Origin of the sequence: Microbacterium sp. PMB16, from assembly GCF_051294855.1 — a bacterium.
Lineage (GTDB): Bacteria > Actinomycetota > Actinomycetes > Actinomycetales > Microbacteriaceae > Microbacterium.
In genome coordinates this window covers 3218749-3237881 of the sequence record NZ_CP145908.1, presented here as the reverse complement: position 1 = coordinate 3237881, position 19133 = coordinate 3218749, and the positions used below count along the sequence as shown (strand labels likewise).

At 67.3% G+C, this 19133-nt stretch carries 22 protein-coding genes, 2 tRNA genes and 1 pseudogene; 12 read left to right on the top strand and 13 right to left on the bottom strand.

Annotation, left to right across the window (positions count from 1 at the left end; translation table 11 throughout):
* Window positions 1–49 precede the first annotated feature (49 nt).
* The 4 genes from V5D55_RS15505 (at window position 50) to V5D55_RS15490 (ending at window position 4809) form a co-directional block, all read left to right on the top strand.
* Entirely contained in the window at window positions 50–1120 is a 1071-nt protein-coding gene (locus tag V5D55_RS15505) for a mechanosensitive ion channel family protein (RefSeq protein ID WP_435749322.1), read from the top strand.
* Complete coding sequence (locus tag V5D55_RS15500) at window positions 1117–1566, top strand: globin (RefSeq protein WP_435744650.1); 450 nt, start codon at window positions 1117–1119, stop codon at window positions 1564–1566. Before V5D55_RS15505 ends, V5D55_RS15500 begins: the two co-directional genes overlap by 4 nt.
* Window positions 1563–3221: an FAD-binding dehydrogenase gene (locus tag V5D55_RS15495; protein WP_435744648.1), complete on the top strand. Its 1659-nt coding sequence runs from the start codon at window positions 1563–1565 to the stop codon at window positions 3219–3221. The genes V5D55_RS15500 and V5D55_RS15495 overlap by 4 nt, the downstream gene beginning before the upstream one ends.
* A gap of 112 nt (window positions 3222–3333) precedes the next feature.
* On the top strand, window positions 3334–4809 hold the full coding sequence (locus V5D55_RS15490; RefSeq protein WP_435744646.1) for a serine hydrolase domain-containing protein: 1476 nt from the start codon (window positions 3334–3336) through the stop codon (window positions 4807–4809).
* On the opposite strand, the gene V5D55_RS15485 is transcribed toward V5D55_RS15490, so the two are convergent.
* A complete protein-coding gene (locus V5D55_RS15485) occupies window positions 4806–5471 on the bottom strand; it encodes a hypothetical protein (RefSeq protein WP_435744643.1) in 666 nt (221 codons plus the stop codon). The two genes, V5D55_RS15490 and V5D55_RS15485, sit on opposite strands and share 4 nt — an antisense overlap.
* 51 nt (window positions 5472–5522) lie before the next feature.
* On the opposite strand from V5D55_RS15485, the gene V5D55_RS15480 reads away from it, so the two are divergent.
* A complete protein-coding gene (locus V5D55_RS15480) occupies window positions 5523–6407 on the top strand; it encodes an acyl-CoA thioesterase (RefSeq protein WP_435744641.1) in 885 nt (294 codons plus the stop codon).
* Here the strand turns inward: V5D55_RS15480 and V5D55_RS15475 are convergent.
* The 5 genes and pseudogenes from V5D55_RS15475 to V5D55_RS15455 all read right to left on the bottom strand — a co-directional run bounded on the left by V5D55_RS15475 (window position 6404) and on the right by V5D55_RS15455 (window position 10216).
* Window positions 6404–6772, bottom strand: a complete 369-nt coding sequence (locus tag V5D55_RS15475) for an HNH endonuclease (RefSeq protein WP_435744639.1) — start codon at window positions 6770–6772, stop codon at window positions 6404–6406. The two genes, V5D55_RS15480 and V5D55_RS15475, sit on opposite strands and share 4 nt — an antisense overlap.
* 115 nt (window positions 6773–6887) lie before the next feature.
* Window positions 6888–7374: pseudogene (locus tag V5D55_RS15470) on the bottom strand (acyl-CoA thioesterase).
* 7 nt (window positions 7375–7381) lie between these two features.
* Complete coding sequence (gene ettA, locus V5D55_RS15465; RefSeq protein WP_435744637.1) at window positions 7382–9061, bottom strand: energy-dependent translational throttle protein EttA; 1680 nt, start codon at window positions 9059–9061, stop codon at window positions 7382–7384.
* Window positions 9062–9124: 63 nt separating this feature from the next.
* On the bottom strand, window positions 9125–9622 hold the full coding sequence (locus tag V5D55_RS15460) for a DUF6993 domain-containing protein (RefSeq protein WP_435744634.1): 498 nt from the start codon (window positions 9620–9622) through the stop codon (window positions 9125–9127).
* A gap of 72 nt (window positions 9623–9694) precedes the next feature.
* Window positions 9695–10216, bottom strand: coding sequence for a single-stranded DNA-binding protein (locus tag V5D55_RS15455; protein WP_435744632.1), 522 nt, complete (start codon window positions 10214–10216; stop codon window positions 9695–9697).
* Window positions 10217–10422: 206 nt separating this feature from the next.
* On the opposite strand from V5D55_RS15455, the gene V5D55_RS15450 reads away from it, so the two are divergent.
* Complete coding sequence (locus tag V5D55_RS15450; RefSeq protein ID WP_435744630.1) at window positions 10423–10692, top strand: hypothetical protein; 270 nt, start codon at window positions 10423–10425, stop codon at window positions 10690–10692.
* 62 nt (window positions 10693–10754) lie between these two features.
* Here the strand turns inward: V5D55_RS15450 and V5D55_RS15445 are convergent.
* A tRNA-Arg gene (locus V5D55_RS15445) sits at window positions 10755–10827 on the bottom strand.
* Window positions 10828–10887: 60 nt separating this feature from the next.
* Here V5D55_RS15445 and orn point away from each other — a divergent pair.
* The 6 genes from orn (at window position 10888) to V5D55_RS15415 (ending at window position 13529) form a co-directional block, all read left to right on the top strand.
* Window positions 10888–11514, top strand: coding sequence for an oligoribonuclease (gene orn / locus V5D55_RS15440; protein ID WP_435744628.1), 627 nt, complete (start codon window positions 10888–10890; stop codon window positions 11512–11514).
* 36 nt (window positions 11515–11550) lie between these two features.
* Window positions 11551–11626, top strand: a tRNA-His gene (locus V5D55_RS15435).
* An 89-nt stretch (window positions 11627–11715) separates the two neighbouring features.
* A complete protein-coding gene (locus V5D55_RS15430) occupies window positions 11716–12345 on the top strand; it encodes a LysE family transporter (protein WP_435744626.1) in 630 nt (209 codons plus the stop codon).
* A gap of 43 nt (window positions 12346–12388) precedes the next feature.
* Complete coding sequence (locus V5D55_RS15425) at window positions 12389–12736, top strand: metallopeptidase family protein (protein WP_435744624.1); 348 nt, start codon at window positions 12389–12391, stop codon at window positions 12734–12736.
* Between the two features lie 56 nt (window positions 12737–12792).
* Window positions 12793–13029 (top strand): ATP-dependent Clp protease adapter ClpS, encoded by a 237-nt coding sequence (clpS, locus tag V5D55_RS15420; protein ID WP_435749321.1) that lies wholly within the window; start codon window positions 12793–12795, stop codon window positions 13027–13029.
* Window positions 13026–13529, top strand: coding sequence for a DUF2017 family protein (locus tag V5D55_RS15415; protein ID WP_435744622.1), 504 nt, complete (start codon window positions 13026–13028; stop codon window positions 13527–13529). Before clpS ends, V5D55_RS15415 begins: the two co-directional genes overlap by 4 nt.
* Window positions 13530–13533: 4 nt before the next feature.
* Here V5D55_RS15415 and V5D55_RS15410 read toward each other — a convergent pair whose 3' ends face one another.
* The 6 genes from V5D55_RS15410 to gatC are packed head-to-tail and all read right to left on the bottom strand — an operon-like array spanning window position 13534 to window position 19112.
* Window positions 13534–14115 carry a hypothetical protein gene (locus tag V5D55_RS15410; RefSeq protein ID WP_435744620.1) on the bottom strand — a complete coding sequence of 194 codons (582 nt, stop codon included), beginning with the start codon at window positions 14113–14115 and terminating at the stop codon, window positions 13534–13536.
* A complete protein-coding gene (locus V5D55_RS15405) occupies window positions 14099–14416 on the bottom strand; it encodes a hypothetical protein (RefSeq protein ID WP_435744618.1) in 318 nt (105 codons plus the stop codon). Before V5D55_RS15405 ends, V5D55_RS15410 begins: the two co-directional genes overlap by 17 nt.
* A gap of 37 nt (window positions 14417–14453) precedes the next feature.
* Window positions 14454–15710, bottom strand: a complete 1257-nt coding sequence (gene dinB / locus V5D55_RS15400; RefSeq protein ID WP_435744616.1) for a DNA polymerase IV — start codon at window positions 15708–15710, stop codon at window positions 14454–14456.
* A 47-nt stretch (window positions 15711–15757) separates the two neighbouring features.
* A complete protein-coding gene (gene gatB, locus V5D55_RS15395) occupies window positions 15758–17272 on the bottom strand; it encodes an Asp-tRNA(Asn)/Glu-tRNA(Gln) amidotransferase subunit GatB (RefSeq protein WP_435744613.1) in 1515 nt (504 codons plus the stop codon).
* Window positions 17272–18816 carry an Asp-tRNA(Asn)/Glu-tRNA(Gln) amidotransferase subunit GatA gene (gatA, locus tag V5D55_RS15390; protein WP_435744611.1) on the bottom strand — a complete coding sequence of 515 codons (1545 nt, stop codon included), beginning with the start codon at window positions 18814–18816 and terminating at the stop codon, window positions 17272–17274. Before gatA ends, gatB begins: the two co-directional genes overlap by 1 nt.
* On the bottom strand, window positions 18813–19112 hold the full coding sequence (gene gatC, locus V5D55_RS15385) for an Asp-tRNA(Asn)/Glu-tRNA(Gln) amidotransferase subunit GatC (RefSeq protein WP_307374235.1): 300 nt from the start codon (window positions 19110–19112) through the stop codon (window positions 18813–18815). Before gatC ends, gatA begins: the two co-directional genes overlap by 4 nt.
* Window positions 19113–19133: the final 21 nt, after the last annotated feature.

Sequence of the window (19133 nt, the reverse complement as noted above, 5' to 3'; positions counted from 1 at the left end):
AGCGCTTCCAGCCTGCGCAGAGGCCCGATCGCTAGAATCGGCGGTGATGATGATCCCACTCACTGTGTCCGACCCTCCCAAGGAAACTCCGCTCCCCGACCTGTGGGAGAAGGTTCTGGTCGTGCTCGGCGACGTGGGGATGAAGGCGCTTGCCGTCGCGATCATCATCGTGAGCTGCATCGTGATCGGCTTCGTGCTGCGCGTCGTCATCCGCCGCGTCGTGCACCGCATCGTCGACAGCGCGAAGAACAAGGCGGATGTCGACGACACCCAGGCCCTCGAACGATCGCCGCTCGCCGACATGCGGCTGGTGCAGCGCACGCGCACCCTCGGCTCGATCCTGCAGAACATCGTCAACGTGATGCTCGTCGTGATCGCGCTCGTGCTCGTCGTCAGCGCTCTCTCTCCGGGCCTCCTCGGCTCCCTGACGCTCCTCACCGCCGCCGTCGGCGCCGGTCTCGGCTTCGGGGCGCAGAACATCGTCAAGGACGTGCTCAACGGCATGTTCATCGTCGCCGAGGATCAGATCGGCATCGGCGACGTCGTCGATCTCGGCCTCGCGAGCGGCGTGGTGGAGTACGTCAGCGTGCGCATCACTCAGGTGCGCGATGTGAACGGCACCCTCTGGTACGTCCGCAACGGCGAGGTCACCCGCATCGGCAACATGTCGCAGGGCTGGGCCCGCACCATCATCGACATCGGTGTGCCCGCCGACTCCGATCTGGAACTGGTCGAGCACACGATGCTGGAGACGGCGCAGGGACTCGCCAAAGATCCCAAGTGGCGCACCCGCATCATCGAGAAGCCCGAGCTCTGGGGCCTCGAATCGATCGGCGGCGACGCCCTGGTCGTCCGCATCGTCGTCAAGACGCGTGCGAACGCGAAGGACGATGTCGCTCAGGAGCTGCGCCGACGGCTCCGCGCTGCCCTCATCGACAAGAGCATCGCGGTGCCGAGCCTCGTCGATGTCGTGCCGACCGGGCTCGACGGCGCACGTCGTGTGCGCGGAGCGAATCCGCCGCGCACGCGCCCGAACGCCGTGACCGGCGTCCCGGTGATCCCCGATCGCGGGATCTGGCGCCGCAAGAAGCCGACCGACGACGGGAGCACCTCGAAGTGACTTTCTATGACGAGGTCGGCGGGCATGACACGTTCGCGAAGATCGTCTCGGTCTTCTACCGCGAGGTCGCGCTCGACCCCGTGCTCAAGCCGATGTACCCGGAAGAGGACCTGGGGCCTGCTGAACAGCGGCTGCTGATGTTCCTCGAGCAGTACTGGGGCGGCCCGACGACCTACGGCGAGACCCGTGGGCATCCGCGCCTCCGCATGCGCCATATGCCTTTCCACGTCGATCCGGATGCGCGGGATCGTTGGCTCCGTCACATGCGGACCGCCGTAGACGAGGCCCAGTTGTCGCCCCTCCACGAATCGACGCTCTGGGACTACCTGGAGCGCGCCGCGCATGCCATGGTGAACACATTCGAGCCGTCGGGGATCGGGACCCAGCCCGCCGGACGCCCCACCCTCGAGGCACGATCCAGTCAGGTATCAACGGAGAACTCATGACGAAGACGCCCCTGTCCGCAGATGTCCTGGTGATCGGATGGGGGTTGGCCGGACTCGTCGCAGCATCCGAGGCGCTTGCTGCGGGCCGCCGCGTCATTCTGCTGGATCAGGAGCCACGCACGAATCTCGGCGGCCAGGCCTGGTGGTCGTTCGGAGGGCTGTTCTTCATCGACTCCCCGGAGCAGCGCCGACTCGGCATCAAGGACTCCCTCGAGCTCGCAACCCAGGACTGGTTCGGCAACGCCGCGTTCGATCGTCCGGAAGACGAATGGCCCCGTAAGTGGGCGGAGGCGTATCTGCAGTTCGCGGCCGGTGAGAAGCGCGCCTGGCTGCGCGAACGCGGCGTCGGTTTCTTCCCCGTGGTCGGCTGGGCGGAACGAGGCGGCTACGGCGCCATCGGACCCGGCAACTCGGTCCCCCGATTCCACATCACTTGGGGCACGGGACCCGGCATCGTCGCGCCTTTCGCGGCGGCCGTCGAACAGGGCGAACGGGAGGGACACCTGACGGTCCTCCCCCGCCACCGCGTCTCCGAGCTGATCGTCACCGACGGCGCGGTCACGGGCGCGCGCGGCGATGTCCTGTCCACGAGCGGCGCACGCCGCGGCGAAGAGTCTTCGCGCGACGTCATCGACGAGTTCGAGATCAGCGCCGGAGCCACGATCGTCGCGTCGGGCGGCATCGGCGGCAACCACGACCTCGTGCGCGCGGCCTGGCCCGCTCGTCTGGGCACTCCGCCCGAACACATGCTCACCGGCGTCCCCGCCTACGTCGACGGCTCGATGCACGCCGTCAGCGCAGCGGCCGGCGCCCGGTTGATCAACGGCGATCGGATGTGGCACTACGTCGAGGGCATCACCAACTGGGATCCGGTGTGGCCGTCGCACGGCATCCGCATCCTTCCCGGGCCCTCGTCGCTCTGGCTCGACGCCACCGGCGCCCGGCTGCCGGTGCCGCTCTTCCCCGGGTTCGACACTCTCGGCACGCTGGCGCATCTGCGCACGACTGGTCACGATCACTCCTGGTTCATCACCTCGCGACAGATCGTCGAGAAGGAGTTCGCTCTCTCGGGCAGCGAGCAGAACCCCGATCTCACCGGCAAGGACGTGGGCCTGCTGCTCAAGTCGCGCCTTGCCAAGGGACCGACGGGCCCCGTGCAGTCATTCCTCGACGAAGGCGAGGACTTCATCGTCGAAGCGGATCTGGAGACGCTCCTCGAGCAGATGCAGCGCCATCCCGGTGGCGAATTCCTCGACATCGACAACGTCCGGCGCGAGGTCCTCGCCCGCGACCGCGAGATGGACAACGACTTCACCAAGGACGCGCAGATCGGCATGCTGCGGTCGATGCGGAGCTATCGCGGCGACAAGCTGATCCGCACGGCCGCGCCGCATCGTCTACAGGATCCTGCGGCGGGGCCCCTCATCGCCGTCAAGCTGCACGTGCTCACGCGGAAGTCGCTCGGCGGTATCAACACCGACCTCGACGGGCGCGCACTGGACGACGCGGGAGCGCCGATTCCCGGCCTCTACGCGGCAGGTGAGGCCAGCGGTTTCGGCGGTGGCGGGGTGCACGGATATCGCGCGCTGGAGGGCACGTTCCTCGGCGGGTGCCTGTTCTCCGGAAGGCAGGCGGGTCGCGCGGCTGCTGGTTGACCGGGCTATCCCGGTCACGCGCATCGGGAGCCCCCTCAGACCTGTTCGGGGTATCCCGACGATCCTGGTTCCGCCCGCGCAGGTGTCGTGAGCGCTGCCTATTGTGAGGGACGTGCGCGTCTCCCACACCGTCGGACTGGTGTCCGCTCTCTTCCTCATCGGTGCGCTGCCCGTCGTCTCCATCGCCGTCAGCGGCCCTGCCTCCGCACCTCAGGGTGCCGACGCGACGGCCGCGGTCCGTGCGTACACGGAAGCGTTCGATACACCGGGCATCGCCGCCGCTCTCGTGACCGGAGCCGGCACCGAGACCGTCCTCTCCGGACGCGATGGCGCGGGCGCCGCGATCACCTCGCGCACGCCGTTCCGGGTCGCGTCGATGAGCACGTCGATGACCGCGACAGCGGTGATGCTGCTCGTGCAGGATGGCGCGCTCGCGCTCGACGAGCCCGTCGTCGACGTGCTGCCCGAGTTCACGATGGCTGATCCGCGCCACGAAGCGATCACCGTTCGACAACTGCTGTCGCACACCTCTGGGCTCTCGCTGGGGACCGTCGACGAGTTCACGCTCCCCGCGCACGGGACCGCTCGAGAGGTCGTCGCCGAACTCCGCAACCGGCGTCTCACGGCAGATTCCGGCACGACAGTCGAGTATCACGACACGAACTTCTCTCTCGCTGCGCGTATCATCGAGGTCATCTCGGGTGAGTCGTTGGCGGAGTTCCTCGAATCGCGTCTGTTCCGTCCGCTGGGCATGGCGGACACCGAGAGCGTCGACAGATGCGACGGGCGGGTCGACCACCTCACGGAGGGCTACTCCGTCGTCCTGGGCGTCAGCTACGTCATGCCGGAGATGCCAGGGCAGTGCGGTGGGAGCAGTGGAGTCGTGTCGACGCTTGACGACATGCTGCGGTGGATCGACTTCAACCAGGGCGAGATCGGCGCTGATGTGCTCGATGCGGAGCTGCTGTCCGAGCTGCATCAGGCTCAGCCTGCCGCCGGGTCGTCCGCGCTCGGCTGGGAGAGTCGTGGCGCCAGTGAAGGACATCCGCGGGCACTCATCGCCCGCGGCGGCACCCTGGCGACGTTCGCTGCGGCGATGGTGTTCGTCCCGGACACGGGTGCCGCAGCGGTCGTGTTGACCAACGGTCCTGGTGCTCCCGATGAGCTCGCAAGGAACCTGATCGCGGGCGCCGAGGGTGCGATCCAGACTCCGTATCTCAACGCGCTCGATGTCGTGAACGCGATCCTCCTCGGCCTGACGCTCGTCGCTCTCGTGCTGCTGGCGATCACCATCGGCCGCGGGCCGCGGTGGGCGGTGCGCCGCCGGGCCGCCCGGCGTCCTCGTGTGCTGCTGCGGATGCTTCCGCTGTGTCTGGCGATCGTCCTGGGACTCTTCGTACCGCTGACGCCGGCGATGCCTCGAGCGATCGACGGGAAGTACTGGGTCACCGACCTGTGGTTCTTCCCGCTGCTCGACGTTCTCGGGCTTGTGCTCGTCCTCGGTGGGATCAGTGCCATCGTCAGCCGGGTGGTCGCCCTCCGCGTCGTCCCCGCGGCGCTCAGGCGGCGGATGCGCGGGAGACCCTAGTCGGCTGTTCCCGTGCCACGGACGGCGGTCAGGCCGGTCGCCACAGGTCCACGGGCGAGTACATGACCACGGCGGAAGGCGAGGCGGGTCCAGCGCCCGGACCGCGTGACGGGTACCTGCTCTTCGCCGGAGATGAACCCCAGCGCGTCTGCGGCGAAGGCGACTCCGCGCGGGAGACCGCCGAGATCGTCGTCGGGCTCGCCCCAGATGGCCGCGCGCAGTGCTCGGACGGCCTCTTCACCAGAACCGGGCGTCGCGCCACGTGCGACCGCCGAGATGCCCCACTGGGCCCGCTGTGCGACGACGGATGCTGGGAGCGTCGTCACCGGTTCCCATGCACCGCGCGGCGGGGCGATGCCGGCCCACGCGGGTGAGAGTCCGGTCTCGGGGAGGACGAGGCGATGCGGCTCATCCGTGGCGCTCAGCTGGTCCACGACGATGTCGCACTCCAGCTCGGGGTCGACGTGCACGATGCGCATCGCGAGGATGGTCGGGGTCTGGTCGAAGAGTCCGTGCGGAGCGAGGGCGGCGGCCGTGAGGGCGAGAACACCGTTCGCCGCCTGCAGCCTGACACCGTCATCGGTGATCCTGGTCGCCCGGCCGACGAAGGTCAGAACGTCCTTCGCGGTGTCCGGGTCGGCGAGGAGAAGGTGATGCGGCACGCGCTCTAAACTACCAACGGAGCGGCGCCTGCGGGTCGCGGAGAGGAATCCATGGACGCGGACGACCACGCCATTCAGACCGTCGAGCGACTGCTCGACGTGCTCGACCTCGACGTCACGGAGGCGCGGACGACGGAGGACATCTTCGTCGGAGCGTCCCATCCGATGCCGACGGGTCGCATCTACGGCGGCCAGGTGCTGGCGCAGAGCCTCATCGCTGCCGAGCGGACCCTCCCGGAGGATCGCGCCGTCCATTCGATGCACGGTTACTTCCTGCGCCCGGGCGACGCATCGCAGGGCATCACGATCGCCGTCGACCGCATCCATGACGGTCGTTCGTTCTCCACGCGCCGCTCGCAGGCGTACCAGAACGGGGTGCCGATCTTCTCCATGATCGCGTCTTTCCAGGACGGCGACCCTGGCGTGGAGCACGCCGAGCCGATGCCCGCTGACGTACCGGCGCCGGAGGACCTCACGCCTGATGAGGAACGTGTCGACGGGCTCCCCACCGGTACAGCACGGATGCTGAGCGAGCGTGCCGCAGACATCCGGCACATCGGTTCACCGCTGTACTTGCCCAGCGACGACGAGCGCGTCAACCACCAGGGTGTGTGGATGCGGATGCGTGCGCCGCTTCCCGACGATCAGCGGTTGCACCGCGCCGCACTCGCGTATCTCAGTGACATGACGATTCAGGAGTCGATCCTGCGCGCCCACGGCGTGCACTGGACGCTGCCAGGGCTCAAGGTCGCGAGCCTCGATCACGCGATGTGGTGGCATCGTCCGGCGCGGGTGGACGAGTGGCTGCTCTACGTCCAGGAGTCGCCGAACGCCCGCGGTGGTCGCGGCCTCGCAACGGGCCGGATCTATTCGCGCGATGGCGCACTGGTCGCCACCGTCGCCCAGGAGATCATGATCCGGGTTCCGGACGCCTAATCGCCGACGAGCGTGGGAAGGATCGTCGCGTGGCGGAGCAGGAAGTTCCGCTCATCGAGCTTCTTGCGTCGGAGCCACCCGGTGACCTCGCTGTTGCTCTTGCTCGCGTTGCAGGACGCGCACGCGGGAACGACGTTCTCGAGTGTGTAGCGTCCGCCGCGGGAGACCGGCATCACGCAGTCGCGCTGGAGAGGCAGCCCCTGCCTCAAGCAGTAGGCGCACCCTTCCCAGGCCGACACGAGCCGGCCCCACTGCGCGGGGGTGAGGTCGTTGTCGACCTGGTCGAGGCGGCGTTTCCGCCGCTTCGCGTAGCGTGCGCGCGCCGCCGGCGAGGTGGCGGCGGGGAACCTGCGGCGTGAGGGCACAGGTCGAAGGTACCGGTGCGACCGGCCCTCCGGCGTGATCTCGGTCCGCGCGCCGGTCGCACTCTCCTGCTGCGGCGGCTTCCGTGACCACCGAGGACGGTCGACTCGATCGCGCCTAGCGGTGCGCGTACTCGATCGAGGGGCCGACGAACGGCTCCCAGGCGTCGCGCATCTCCTGCGTCAGTCGCGTGGGCCGACCGGATGCCGCGTCCACCAGGACGATCACGGCCGTCGAACGTGCGTAGATCACCCGTGGTTCCGCCGTCGGGTCGTTGTGCACCTCGTAGCAGACCTCGACGCTCGAGCCACCGAGCTTGCCGAACCACATCTGAACCTCGAGCGGACGCCGCTGGTAGGGCACCGGCGCGAGATACTCGATCTCCTGACGCGCGATGAGCGTCAGGATGCCCTCGTCGATCCCCGAGTCGAGGACCGCGGTGGACGGTGCCTCCTCCCCGGCAGGCCCGCCAGAACGCGCGGACCCGCGCCTCTTCGAGCAGCTTGAGCATCGAGGTGTTGTTGACGTGGTTGAACGCGTCGAGGTCTCCCCACCGCAGGTGGATGGGTATGTGCAGACGGGGTCCTTGCGTCGTCTCGGACACGGCAAGCTCAGTCGCGCGTGAGCTTGCGGTGCGTGGAACGGTGCGGCTTCGCAGCATCCGGTCCGAGGCGCTCGATCTTGTTCTCCTCGTACGCCTCGAAGTTGCCCTCGAACCAGTACCACTGGCCAGGCTTCTCGTCGGTGCCCTCGTACGCGAGGATGTGGGTCGCGATGCGGTCGAGGAACCACCGGTCGTGAGTGATCACCACGGCGCAGCCGGGGAACTCGAGCAGCGCGTTCTCGAGCGAGCTGAGGGTCTCGACGTCGAGGTCGTTGGTGGGCTCGTCGAGGAGCAGCAGGTTGCCGCCCTCTTTCAGGGTGAGGGCGAGGTTGAGGCGGTTCCGCTCTCCACCGGAGAGGACGCCGGCCTTCTTCTGCTGATCCGGTCCCTTGAAGCCGAACTTCGAGACATAGGCGCGCGAAGGGATCTCGGTCTTGCCGACCGTGATGTAGTCGAGCCCGTCGGACACGACCTCCCAGAGGGTCTTGTCGGGATCGATGTTCGAGCGCGACTGGTCGACATAGCTGATCTTGACCGTCTCGCCGATCTTCAGGTCGCCACCGTCGAGCGGCTCGAGGCCGACGATCGTCTTGAAGAGTGTCGTCTTTCCGACACCGTTCGGCCCGATGACGCCGACGATGCCGTTCGGCGGGAGGTTGAAGCTGAGGCCCTCGATGAGCACGCGATCATCGAAGCCCTTCTGCAACTTCTTGGCGTCGATGACGATGCCGCCCAGACGAGGTCCCGCAGGGATCTGGATCTCGTCGAAATCGAGCTTCCTGGTCCGCTCGGCCTCTGACGCCATCTCCTCGTAGCGGGCGAGACGAGCCTTCGACTTGGTCTGGCGACCCTTGGCGCTCGACCGGACCCATTCCAGCTCCTCTTTGAGGCGCTTGGCGAGCTTCGCGTCCTTCTTGCCCTGGACTTCGAGGCGCTCACCCTTCTTCTCGAGGTAGGTCGAGTAGTTGCCCTCGTAGCCGATGAGGCGACCGCGATCGACCTCCGCGATCCACTCGGCGACGTGATCGAGGAAGTACCGGTCGTGAGTGATCGCGATGACCGCGCCCTTGTAGGCCTGCAGGTGCTGCTCGAGCCAGAGCACGCTCTCGGCGTCGAGGTGGTTGGTGGGTTCGTCGAGGAGAAGCAGGTCGGGCTTCTGGAGAAGCAGCTTCGCCAGCGCCACGCGGCGCTTCTCACCACCGGAGAGCGGAGCGATGGCGGCATCGGCAGGCGGGGTGCGCAGAGCGTCCATCGCCTGATCGAGCTGAGAGTCGAGATCCCAGCCGTCAGCGGCGTCGATCTCCTCCTGGAGACCGCCCATCTCGGCGAGGAGCGCATCGAAATCAGCATCCGGATCGGCCATGAGTGCCGAGATCTCGTTGAACCGGTCGACCTTCGCCTTGATGGCGATACCGTCCTGGATGTTCTCGATCACGGTCTTCGACTCGTCGAGCTCGGGCTCCTGCATCAGGATGCCGACCGTGAATCCGGGCGACAGCTTCGCCTCGCCGTTGGACGGGGTGTCGAGGCCGGCCATGATCTTGAGGATCGTCGACTTTCCTGCACCGTTCGGACCGACCATGCCGATCTTGGCGCCAGGAAGGAATGCCATGGTGACGTCGTCCAGGATGAGCTTCTCGCCCACTGCCTTGCGTGCACGCACCATCGAGTAGATGTACTCAGCCACCGAAAACCGCTCCTTCTGTTGGCGTCGAAGATCGACACTCCAGCCTACCGGCCCCCAGCTGGGTCACCAGTCGATGGGCCGAGTCGTGCCGATCAGGCAGCGTCCTTCTGCGAGCTGCGGCATGACCGCTGTCACGGCCTTCCCGGTCGAGGGACCGACCTGGCCGATCAGGCACTCCTCATCGCCCCAGCGCACGGAGAACTGCAGACTCTCCGCGGGGTTGCCGACCGTCGACTGATCCTGGGTCACCTGCATCGCATCGCGGTCGAATCCCGCCGCGATCAAGGCATCGATATACGCTCGGCCCGCTCCTCGCTGGTCTGAGGCCCAGACGCCGTCGGCGATCTTGGTGAACAGCGGCAGATTCTCGGACGCTGTTCCGTCAGGTACCAGCACCGGCCCTGCCGGCGTCGTCGCGGTCGGCGAGGGAGAGACCTCCGCACTCGGTGAGGCGGAAGGATCGGGACCGCCCGTGCAACCGGTCAGCACGAGCAGCGCCGCAGCCACGACCACGAAGGGGGCGGCCGCACGCGGGGCCGTGGGGACCGGTCGACGAAGCACGTGCTGAGTCTACGGGGCGGAGTCTCAGCGACGACGACGACCGGTCCGCACGGCGGGCGAAGAGCGCGTGCCTCAGCGCAGCGACGCCGTCGCAAGCGTTCCGTCGACGGACGGCTCGGCCCACGACAGGTCCAGATCGGCGAGGTTCTCACCCTCGGGAGCTTCGTATTCGTCTGCATCCCCGTCCGACTCAAGTTCGTCGACCGACGCCGGGCGCGAGGCGGACTCGGTGTTCGCGGAACGGGCGCGCGGGCGGTAGGCCGTCGTGCCCCATCGGAGGTCGTGCCCGATCGCATCCGCATCGATATCCACACTGGTCCCCTGCTTGCCGTTGCTCTCCCAGGAGCGAATGCGCAGACGCCCGGTCACGATGATGCTGTCGCCGGTCCGCAGCGATGCTTTCGCGTGCTCGCCGAGCTGACGGAATGCGGCGACCGAGAACCAGTTCGTCTCGGTGTCGACCCACGTCTGCGTGGTGTTGTCGTACCGTCGATGGCTGCTCGCCATGCGGAAGTTGGTCACGGGACCGCTGCCCGTGTGGCCCTGAGTCGGTTCGGTGGCGACCCTGCCCACGATGGTCACGGTGTCGATCATGATCTGTCCTCTCGCTGTCCGAGCCGAATGCCCGGGTCGCACCAGCGTGCACCGGTGGCGCGACCCGGCATCACCGGAATCACGCGATCCGTGGACAACTCCTGCTCATGTCACGACGTGCAGACGAGGACGCACCCCGTGCTCGCAACACCACGAGTCGGAATGTCGGTGGTCGGTCATATGTTCGAATCAGGAAAGGAGTTCCGATGTCTGACAGCTTGACCACCTATCTGCCCGAGGTTCCGTATGCGACGCCTCGACTCTCCTCCCCGCGCGAGCACCTCGTCCGGGCCGCCGACCACCTCTGGCGCGTGCAAGACCGAAACGAGCGCGTTCTCGGCCACCTGCGCATCACCGCCGACCCGCTGGGTCTCCGCTACCGGGCCGAGCGCCTCCATCTCGCGACGGGGTCGTTCCGCGTCGTCGGCGAGTTCTGGCGGGTTGACGACGCCATCGCTGCCCTGCGCTACTCCTAGACGACGCCGAACTGCATCACACGGCGACGTTTCGCACGCGGAGGGAAAGTCAAAGTATGGAGTGCCCCCGGCAGGATTCGAACCTGCGACCAAGAGATTAGAAGGCTCCTGCTCTATCCCCTGAGCTACGGAGGCATGTGCATCTACCGTACCGCGCCGGGCGGCCGATGTCGGGCCCGTCGATAGGATGGCTGCATGGTATCTGCGTCCGAGAACGATCGTCTCGTATGGATCGACTGCGAGATGACGGGGCTCGATCTCGCGGTCGATGAACTCGTCGAGATCGCCGTCGTCATCACCGATTTCGAACTCCGCCCCATCGACCCGGGGTTCCAGGTCGTCATCCGGCCCAGCGACGCCGCCCTGGAGCACATGAACGACTTCGTGACCAAGATGCACGAGGCCTCCGGCCTGATCGAGGAGATCCCGCTCGGCATCTCCCTCGAAGACGCCGAGGCGCAGACGCTCGCGTACATCCGGCGGTTCGTACCGCTGGAACGTAAAGCGCCTCTCGCCGGAAACACGATCGGCACCGACCGCATGTTCCTCGCGAAGTACATGCCCCAGGTGGATCAGTGGCTGCACTACCGCAACGTCGATGTGTCGAGCATCAAGGAGCTCTCGCGCCGCTGGTACCCGCGGGTCTTCTTCCAGGCTCCCTCGAAGGACGGCGGCCACCGGGCGCTCGCCGACATCCTCGAATCGATCCGCGAACTGCGCTACTACCGCGAAGCGGTCTTCGTCGACGAGCCGGGCCCTTCCAGCGACGACGCACGGGACATCGCGACCCGCACGGTGTCAGAGTTCACTCCGAACATGTAATAGACTCATCTGGTTGCCCGCTCCGGTGGGCACATGGTGGGTATAGCTCAGCTGGTAGAGCGCTGGCTTGTGGTGCCGGATGTCGCGGGTTCGAGTCCCGTTACTCACCCCAGTGAAGAGGCCCGAATCGTGCGATTCGGGCCTCTTCTGCGTCGGCGGTCCATGGACGCTCTCGCGCCGCCCGAGCTCTAGACTGAGCTGGTGTCGCTCGCGGTCTGGTTCTCGCTTCTCACCGCATCGGTGATCATCAGCTTCACCCCCGGCGCCGGCGCGATCAACACCGTGTCGAACGCGCTCAACCAGGGCTGGCGGCGCGCGATCTGGGGCATCATCGGACAGCAGATCGCTCTCATCGTCCACGTGGCCATCGTCGCCGCGGGCGTCGGGCTCCTGGTATCACGCTCCGAGCTGCTCTTCAACGGAATCAGGTACGCCGGCGCCGCCTACCTGGTGTTCCTCGGCATCCGACTCATCGTCTCGAGGCCGGCAGTCGTCGTCGACGAGACCGTTGCCCCCATCGACTCACGGGAGAGTCATTGGTCGATGATCCGCCGCGGGTTCTGGGTCAACCTGCTCAATCCGAAGGCGGTCGTCTTCTTCCTGGCGTTCATCCCGCAGTTCATCCGTCTCGACCAACCGCCGATTCCGCAGTACCTCATCCTCATCACGACCGTCATCATCGTGGACGTCATCGTCATGTGGGGGTTCTTCGCGGCAGCCGCGCGGCCGTTCCGCCGCCTGACGCAGACGGTGCGCGGTCAGCGCATCCTCAACGGCGTCTTCGGCGTGCTCTTCATCGCCGTCGCCGCACTGCTCGTCTTCCTGCACTGACCGGGCAGTGCTCCCGTCGCCCGCCACCCCTAGGCTGGACAGAATGGACATGGATGCCGCGGCCTTCGAGGAGCTCGTGATCGACGAGCTCGATCAGCTGCCCGACGACATGGTCGACGGGCTGGAGAATGTCATCTTCGTGGTCGAGGACCGTCCGGAAGACGGCAGTCTCGATCTGCTCGGGCTCTACGACGGCCTGGCTCTCACCGAGCGCACGCAGTACGGCATGGGCGAGCTCCCCGACCGGATCGTCGTGTTCCGCGAACCCCATCTCGCGGAGTGCGACACCGAGGAAGAACTCCGCGACGAGATCCACACCACCCTCGTCCACGAGATCGCGCACTTCTACGGCCTCGACGACGAACAGCTCCACGAGATGGGGTGGGCGTGAGCACCCCGCTCGCAACGCCGGAGATCGAGGAGGTCCTCGACCTCAGCGCGGCCCCGATGGAGCCGTGGCAGGTCGTGGTGTGGAACGACCCGGTGAACCTCATGAGCTACGTCGTCCGGGTCTTCCGGACCTACTTCGGCTACTCCGTCGATCGCGCGACCGCACTCATGCTCGCGGTTCACCACGACGGCCACGCGATCGTCGCGACGGGTCCACGCGAGACCATGGAAGTGCACGCGCAGGCGATGCACGACTACGGGCTCTGGGCGACCGTCCGGAAGGCTCCGCAATGACTTCGCACCGCATCGTCTTGCCGCTCGCCTTGATCGAGGGGGCGCATCTCGCGCGACTCGTGGACGACTTCCGCGACATCATCCGTGAAAGGGACTCCGGCGATCCCGCTGTCCGCCGACTGACGCCGAGCGCCTACCCGGATGATGCGACCGCAGCGCAGAGCTTCGCCGACAGCACACGCGATGATCTCCTGGATCGGCGCCTCATCGAAGCCGAGAAGGTGAGCGCGGCGCTCGCACCGTTCCGGGCCGACGTCGATTCGCTTTCCGAGCAAGACGCTCTTGCGCCGCAGGACCTCGTCATCCTCGACGATGACATCGACGCCTGGCTCCGCACCCTCACAGCCCTCCGCCTCGTGATCGCCACCAGATTGGGGATCACCTCGGACGAGAACGATCGCGGCGACGATGGCAGGCATGACGTGTACGACTGGCTCGGCTACCGACTCGAAGTCCTGATCCAGGCCGCCGACGAATCCGACGAGCGCCGCGGGGACTGAACGGCTACGGAACCTCGATCACCCTCGTCGCGAGCGCCCGTGGGTCGTCGCGTTCCACGTGGTGCCGCTCCTGCTCGGCCCACCGATCCCAGTGCGGTCGGTAGGTCTCACCGTCGCGAGCCAGTGCGCGCGCCTTTCGAGCGGGCTCCCCTGATTCCACCCAGATCCGCACGTCACCGAGCCTTGCTGTAGCCGGAGTCAGTAGCCCGCTTCCCTCGACGATGACTCCGAGGGAAGGATCGACGGCGTGACTCTCGGCCTCCGTCTCCGCTGTCCAGTCCCACCGCTGCCACGTGCCGAGGTAACCACGACCGTGCGGACGGAGAATCCATTCCAACGCGCGATCGACGCCCGCGTCGAGGCCGTCCCAGCCCGGATAGATCGAGTCGAGCGCGATGAGCTGCACCCGCCCGTCCAGAGGCCAACGCGCAGCCAGGCGCGCAGCAAGGGACGACTTGCCGGCACCGCTTCGTCCGTCGATGAGGACCACCGGGTTCGCGGCCGCCAGGGACCGCACGTCCTGCTCGATCAGCGTCGCAGCACGGCCAAGAGCCGACGCGACCGGGTCGTCACTTCTTGAGGGCACGGATGATGCGCGTCAGCGCCTTACCGACGACCCAGACGAAGGGTACGGCGACGACGAGGAGCGTGACGATGTTCGGCTCGAAGCGCAGTCCCTCTTCGCGGCGGACGTACACGCCGACGGGAATAGAGACGCCACCACCGCCACCACCCTCTCCGCCCTCAGCGCTTCCGCCGCCGAAGCCGGAGTACGTGAACGAGACGGGGGTGATGCTCACCCCGTCGACGTCTTGCGGCTCGCCGTACGCGCTCTTCACGCCGAAGGACGCGATCTGCTTTCCCAGTTCCAGTGCAATGTTCGGCATGCCTCCACGGTAGTCGACGATGAGCAGAGGCGTGAGGTCAATCCACGCCGTGCGCCTTCGGATGCTGAGCGGCACCGCGGCCGGCTCCTCGACCGATGTGCCGCGCACGGCTGATCGTCGCCGTCCCGAAACGAGCGACCGCCTCGTCCATCGCGCCTTCGACCTTGCGCCAGTGCTCGTCGTCGTCCCACAGCCCGAGTCCACCGCCCCCTGCCGGCCGCAGGTTCTCCGCGCGCACGCCGAGCAGCCGGATCGGGTCGCGGCGGTCGATCTGCTCGAACAGGGTCTGCGCCGCCTCTCCGATCCGTTGTCCGACCGCGGTCGGCTCGCTCAGCGTCTGCGACCTGCTCAGCGTTCGGAAGTCATCGAAGCGCACCTTGATCGCGACTGTCGCGGTCTCCCAGTCGGCGCGACGCAACCGCGCAGCGACGCGATCCGCCAGCCGCAGGAGTTCGGCACGGAGGAAGTCGCGGTCGAGGATGTCGGTCTCGAAGGTCTCCTCGTGGCCGATGCTCTTCTCGATGCGCTCGGTCTCGATCACGCGCGCGTCCTCACCGCGGGCGAGCTGTGCGAGGCGTGCGCTGAGTGCAGGGCCGACTGCCCGCTCCAGCATCTCGCGTGACGATTCACGGATGTCTCCGATCGTGCGGATGCCGCGAGACTCGAGAGTCTCCGCCGCCTTCGGACCCACGCCCCACATCGCCCGCACCGAGCGGGGAGCCAGGAAGTCGAGCGTCTCGGCAGCCGGAACGACGAGCATCCCGTCAGGCTTCGCGATGGTCGACGCCATCTTCGCCACGTGCTTCGTCACAGCCACGCCCACGCTGCAGGTGATCCCGACTTCATTCTGAACACGCGCCCGGATCAACCCCGCGATCCGTGCAGGACTCCCCCACAGGCGGCGGACGCCCTGCACGTCGAGGAAGGCCTCGTCCACCGACAGAGGCTCCACCAACGGTGTGAACGACTCGAAGATGTCCATGACCTGCCGGGATACCGCCTGGTACCGGTGGAAGTGCGGCACGACGATGCGAGCCGTCGGGCACAACCGCATCGCCTGTGAAACCGGCATCGCCGCGCGCACACCGTAGCGACGCGCCTCGTAGGAAGCGCTGGAGACCACGGAACGACCGTCTGGCGCGCCGATGATCAGCGGCAAGCCGCGCAGGCTCGGATCGTCCAGCACCTCGACGGCGGCGTAGAAGGCATCCATGTCGACATGGAGGATGCGGGTACCGGTGTCGTCGGCGTCGTCGGCCGACGTGACCTGGCCTCTGCCGTCACCGTGTCCCATCTGACCATTCTCCCCCGGGCCGCCGACAGGCGGACCGGGGGCGCGCGCTACAGGGCAGCGCGCTCGAGAATGAGTTCTCGGACGCGCGCGGCGTCGGCCTGACCCTTCATCGCCTTCATGACGGCGCCGATCACTGCGCCGGCAGCCTGGACCTTCCCGTCCTTGATCTTCGCCAGCACATCCGGCTGCGCGGCGAAGGCCTCGTCGATGGCCGCGATCAGCGCGCCATCGTCGGACACCACGGCGAGACCGCGCGAGTCGACGACTTCCTGAGGAGTCCCCTCCCCGGCGATGACGCCTTCGAGTACCTGGCGAGCCAGCTTGTCCGTCAGAGTTCCGGCGTCGACCAACTGCTGAAGGGCGACCACGTTCTCCGGGCTGATCAGCGTGGCGGCATCCTTCTCCTGCACGTTGGCAAGGCGGGAGATCTCGCCGGTCCACCACTTGCGCGCCGTCGCCGGCGTCGCGCCAGCTGCAATCGTCGCTTCGACCTCGGACAGCACGCCGTTGTTGCGCACGTCCTGGAACTCGAGGTCGGTGAAGCCCCACTCCGTCATCAGGCGACGACGGCGGGCGACCGGCTGCTCGGGCAGAGCGGCACGCAGCTCCTCGATCAGCGCGGCAGCCGGCTTCACGGGGAGCAGGTCCGGCTCCGGGAAGTACCGGTAGTCGTCGGCATCCGACTTCGGGCGTCCCGGCGACGTGGTACCGGTGTCCTCGTGCCAGTGACGCGTCTCCTGCGTGATCGTGCCGCCGTCAGCGAGGATCTGCGCCTGTCGCTGGATCTCGTACTTCACGGCGCGCTCGACGGAGCGCATGGAGTTCACGTTCTTCGTTTCGGTGCGGGTGCCCAGCTTCTCGGTGCCGCGCGGACGGAGCGAGATGTTCGCATCGCAGCGCAGGTTGCCGCGCTCGAGACGGGCCTCGGAGATGCCGAGTCCGCGGACGATGTCACGGATCGTCTGAACGTACGCCTTGGCGACCTCCGGGGCGCGATGCTCTGTCCCGGTGATCACCTTCGTCACGATCTCCACCAGCGGCACGCCGGCACGGTTGTAGTCGACGAGCGAATACTCGGCGCCCTGGATGCGGCCGGTCGCGCCACCCATGTGGGTGAGCTTGCCGGCGTCCTCCTCCATGTGCGCGCGCTCGATCGGGATCGTCACGACCGTGCCGTCCTCGAGCTCGACCTCGACGGATCCCTCGAACGCGATCGGCTCGTCGTACTGCGAGATCTGGTAGTTCTTGCCGAGGTCCGGGTAGAAGTAGTTCTTCCGAGCGAACCGGCTCGATTCCGCGATCGAGCAGCCGAGCGCGAGGCCCAGGCTGATCGAAGAGCGGATGGCCGTCTCGTTGACGACCGGCAGCGAGCCGGGCAGCCCGAGATCGACCGGTGCGATGAGCGTGTTGGGCTCAGCGGCGTGGTACTTCTCGTTCGCGGGGTTCGGCGCGTCGGAGAACATCTTGGTGTTCGTGTTGAGCTCGACGTGCACCTCGAATCCGAGGACGGGCTCGAACAGTTCGAGCGCCTTGTCGAAGTCCATGAGCTTGGCGGCGGCCATCAGCGGGTTCCTCCTGCGTGCTTCGTCTCGCTTCGCTCGCTCAGCAACCGAGGAGCCTGGGAGAGGAGCGGGGCTCCCCAGGAGTCGAGCAGCACGGTTTCGAGCGCTGCGCCGACCTTGTACAGTCGGGCATCCTCCCGGGCGGGCGCGAGGAACTGGATGCCGACAGGCAGACCATCCTCCTCGGCAAGACCGCTGGGGATCGAGATGCCGGGAACGCCTGCGAGGTTGGCCGGGATCGTCGTGACGTCGTTCAGGTACATCTGGAGCGGATCGTCGATCTTCTCGCCGATCTTGAACGCCGTCGTCGGCGCGGACGGAGTCGCGATGACGTCGACGTCGGCGAACGCGTTCGCGAAGTCCTGCTGGATGAGCGTGCGGACTTTCTGCGCGCTGCCGTAGTAAGCGTCGTAGTACCCGGCGGACAGCGCGTAGGTGCCGAGGATGATGCGGCGCTTGACCTCGTCGCCGAACCCGGCGTCGCGCGTGGCGGACATCACGTCCTCCACGGTGGGGTTGCCGTCGGGGGTGACCCGGAGCCCGAAACGGACGGAGTCGAACTTCGCCAGGTTGCTGGAAGCCTCAGCGGGGAGGATCAGGTAGTACGCCGCGACGCCGTACTCGAAGTGCGGTGCGCCGATCTCGACGATCTCCGCCCCGTGAGCCTCCATCAGCGCGAGAGCGCTGCGGAAGGACGCCGCGACACCGGGCTGGAAGCCGCTGTCGGGAAGCTCCCGGATCACGCCGACCTTGAGGCCCTTGAGCACGTCACCGCGGGCGCCCTCACGCGCAGCATCCGCGAACGACGGCCAGGCGTCGCGCAGCGACGTGGAGTCCTTCGGGTCGTGCCCGCCGATCACGTCGTGCAGGAGCCCCGCGTCGAGGACGGTCCGGGTGACCGGTCCGACCTGGTCGAGGCTCGACGCGAGCGCGATCGCGCCATAGCGGCTCACGCCGCCGTAGGTAGGCTTCACACCGACGGTGCCGGTGACGTGTGCGGGCTGACGGATGGAGCCACCCGTGTCGGAGCCGAGGGCGAGCGGTGCTTCGAAAGCGGCGACCGCCGCGGCCGATCCGCCGCCGGAACCGCCCGGGATCCGGTCCAGATCCCACGGGTTGCGGGTCGGACCGTAGGCGGAGTGCTCGGTCGACGAGCCCATCGCGAACTCGTCCATGTTGGTCTTGCCGAGCGGGATGAGACCCGCGGCACGCGAACGCGCGACGACCGTGGCGTCATACGGGGACCGGTAGCCCTCGAGGATGCGTGATCCGCTGGTGGTGGGCTGGTCGTTCGTGACCAGGACGTCCTTGATGGCCAGCGGCACGCCCGCGATCGGACCGAGCTGTTCACCGGCAGCGCGCTGCGCGTCGACGGCTGCTGCGGCCTCGAGCGCGCGCTCGTTCACATGCAGGAAGGCGTGCACGTCGCCGTCGACGGCGGCGATCCGGTCGAGGTGCGCCTGCGTGGCCTCGACGCTGGAGATCTCGCGCGAGGTCAGCTTGTCGGCGAGCTCCGCGGCGGTCAGGCGGATGATGTCGCTCACTGCTCTTCTCCCAGGATCGCGGTGACGCGGAAGCGGCCGTCGGCCGCATCCGGAGCATTCTGCAGCACCTGCTCGTGGGTGAGGGTCTCCCCCACCTCGTCAGGACGGAAGACGTTGCTCAGCGGGATCGGGTGACTCGTCGCGACGATGTCGGCGGTCGCGACCTCCGACACCTTCGCGATGTTGTCGACGATGGCGTCGAGCTGGCCCGTGAGCCGCGTCACCTCGTCGTCGTTCAGCTGGATGCGCGCGAGCACGCCGAGATGGCGTACGAGTTCAGGGGTGATTTCAGACACCGTTCCAGTCTAGTTGTCCGC